Below are 3,089 nucleotides of genomic sequence, written 5' to 3'. Positions count from 1 at the left end.
CCTCAAGCGCATCCAGGTTGGACGTGATAACAAACTTGGAGTTCGGTGCGTACTTGTCGAACATGTCCTGCACGTCATCAATCATGCGCTGACACATCTGATGACGATCCTGGTCGGGTCCGATAGCATAGAAGTCCATGTCAAGCATGGCAGCGAGGCGGCCGTAGAACAAGGGGGCACCTGCGCAGTTGCCTACAAACGCGAGCTTCTTGTGACGACACGAGCCGCGTCCGCCCCACTGCTCAGCATTTGAGTGGGATGGTCGCCAAGAGAGAGCGCATTGATCAGCGGAACCCCGGCCCACTTAGCCATCTGGTAAATATACTCCTCGTCGCGCTGTGCACGAATGACGATGATGTCGTACATTTCAGAGAACACGCGCATGGTATCCCTGATGGTTTCGCAATCGCCCATGTGGGAGTTTGTCAGGTAGGTAAAGCCCATGCCTAAATCGTTGCACGAGGTTTCAAATGCGCAGCGCGTGCGGGTGGAACCCCACTCGAAGTTCGCCACCACATTCTTTCCGGGGAAGTAGTGTTGGTCCACGCCGGATTGCTTCTGCGCTTTCAAGGTAGCGGAAAGGTCGATCAAATAACGAAACTCGTCTTTTGTGAGATCGCGGAGATTGAGGATGTTGCGACCCAAGAGGTTATGGTTCATGGCAAAACGCCCTTTCTGTTATACTGTGTGTGTTTTTTTTCAGGCCGCATCGATTGTCGGGTAAATAATCGATGCGGTCGTTTGCTTGGTATCCCTACGCGTTTTTCCCCGCAGCAGGAACGTTCTTCGTCCAGCAATGCACGCCGCCGCCCGACATGTTGAGTGCCAAAGCGTCCACCATCACGATTCGTCGATTCGGGAAGCATGCCTTCAGCACCGATTCTGCCTGTTCGTCCTTTGCTTTGATAGCAGAATCCATGCCCTCGTTCCAATAGCGCTGGCCAACCACGACGCCATTGCAGATAAGGAAGTTGCAGTAGCCCGTGGAGGCGATGAAGTGCAGGTCTCCTTCGGGCCAAGGAGTGCCATCCGCGAAATGGCCGCCCATCTCGTCGATGAACCCTTTGTACAGCGCATAGTCATCATCTTCGACAGTGAGCAGGTAGTCGACAGGAATAGACACCGGCATGCGCACGATTTTGATCGGTTGGCCGTGTGCATCGGTTTCGTTGCGCAGTACCTCGTACGCGGCGTCCAAGCGTCGTTTACTTTCAGCCGCGGCAGCGCTTTCCGCTGCTTCCTCGTCGGTCACTTCGGCAAGGAGTACGGTCGAGCTATCTACGAAACGGCACATTTCATCAACGTGCGCAGCGAAGCTTGTTCCGAAATACGGAACCCCGTCGCGATATTCGAGCGGACCCATGCGGTAATCGTCATCCTCAACCGTGGGCTGAGGCAGCCAGATAATCTTACTCACGTTGTATAGATGCTTGTACTCTTCCTCCACCTGCTCTTTGGTGTATTCGGAATTACGCTTGCGCACTTCAGTATCCCCGATGCACATCATAATGCCATCGCCGCTATACTCGCGGTCCCCGCCCTCTGAGACCAAATCTGAACTTACAATATCGAAACAGCCGAGAGACACCGCCATGTGTATGCCAGCCTTGCGAGCGCATACGACTTCGGCAGCATCCTTTTCCCACACTCCGTAATAGGTCCAGCAATGGTTGACCATGCGCATGCCGCCGCGATCGTTCACCATGATAGTGGGGCCGTTGTCGCGAACGTACCAGTTGGTATCGAGAAACTGGCTGAATTCAATGCTGCCACAATCTACATCAGCGGCCCTTAATGCAGCACGGGCCTTTTCGAGCACGCCCTCTGCTCCGCAATTGACATGAAGCTTCACGTCGCCATAGTTCTGAAGGGCTTTGATGACTTCTATGCAAGTGGCACGATTGTCGTAACCTTGCATCTGGATATCGTCGGGAAGCCACGTCATGAACACATCAGATTGCGCTTCGAACTCTCCTGGGTGCCGATAACTATCAAGCACGGGTCTCCACCTCCTCTGCACACGCCGGAAGCTCAATTGATGAAACGCAGTGAGCGCACGCCCGTCGGCAACGCCCTCTACCGCTCATCTTCACCTCCGACTGATGAATACTATTTACCTACCGGTCGGTATATACTATAATAGTGGGCGGGTAGCTGTTCGTCAACCAGTCTTTTCAGGAAATACGAGCATGTTTCTGCAAGGCTGGAGAGTTGTTCGACCGTACAATGCATCTCATGACCTTGGAAATCCGGTCTTGAAAGGGGAGGGAATATCATGGAAGAATCGAACACGCGAGGAAAGATCCTCAAAGCGATGTATCAACTGATCGCCGAGGTTGGGTACGACAAGGCATCTATCAGCAAGGTTTGCACTTTGGTGGGCATCACGAAACCCTCGCTATACTACTATTTCCCCTCGAAGGAGGACCTGTTCCGAGCGGTATCCGAAAGCATGTGGCCCACGCTAGATCTTCTGGACAAGAATTTTTTCGCCATCACCGATGCACAGGCCTACCGCGCCTACCTTGATGCCATGGGACGCTCGATCATCGAAAACTACCACGACGACGAGGAGCGGCGACATGTGCTTGCCGAGATAGATCTCCAATCTACCCGCATCCCCAGCATTGCGTCGCACCAAAAACGCCTCGGTCGCACGATGGGAGAATCCATTGCATCCGTGTTGCGGCACGGATGCAACATCGGTGTGTTCGACAAGGGCTTCGACACAAAGGGCAACGCTGAGTTCCTGTACGTCGTACTCAATGGAGCCAGCCAGGTCATCTCGCGCCACGAGTCGATTGATGCATACGTCGCCTGGAAGAAAGCGGTCGACGCGATTTTCTGTGAGGCGACAAGCGATCTGAGATCCACCGAAGAAGAGCACTTGCAGGGCAAGTGATTCGGTAAACGGGTCTGGTCGTCGTACTTACCACCCTGGGTTGCCTTCGATTCGCCTTGCACATGGCTATTCGCATCCTGTTTTAAAGGCATGCTCGAGACTTTTGCCCATCAGAGACGTGATGCATGTTCGACGTACAAAAAAGCGGCTTATAGGATTCCATCCTGTTGGCCGCTATGCAAGTATG

General features: G+C 53.5%; 3 protein-coding genes. 1 reads left to right on the top strand and 2 read right to left on the bottom strand.

Annotation, left to right across the window (positions count from 1 at the left end):
* Positions 1–192: 192 nt before the first annotated feature.
* Positions 193–660, bottom strand: a complete 468-nt coding sequence (locus RR842_RS13280; RefSeq protein WP_332730070.1) for a hypothetical protein — start codon at positions 658–660, stop codon at positions 193–195.
* Between the two features lie 94 nt (positions 661–754).
* Positions 755–1,999 carry an agmatine deiminase family protein gene (locus RR842_RS13275; protein ID WP_332730069.1) on the bottom strand — a complete coding sequence of 415 codons (1,245 nt, stop codon included), beginning with the start codon at positions 1,997–1,999 and terminating at the stop codon, positions 755–757.
* Positions 2,000–2,275: 276 nt separating this feature from the next.
* On the opposite strand from RR842_RS13275, the gene RR842_RS13270 reads away from it, so the two are divergent.
* Positions 2,276–2,902 (top strand): TetR/AcrR family transcriptional regulator, encoded by a 627-nt coding sequence (locus RR842_RS13270; RefSeq protein WP_332730067.1) that lies wholly within the window; start codon positions 2,276–2,278, stop codon positions 2,900–2,902.
* Positions 2,903–3,089: the final 187 nt, after the last annotated feature.

It is taken from the genome of Gordonibacter sp., assembly GCF_036667095.1.
GTDB lineage: Bacteria > Actinomycetota > Coriobacteriia > Coriobacteriales > Eggerthellaceae > Gordonibacter.
The sequence above is the reverse complement of the archived record's forward strand: the minus strand, read 5'-3'. Positions and strand labels throughout refer to the sequence as shown.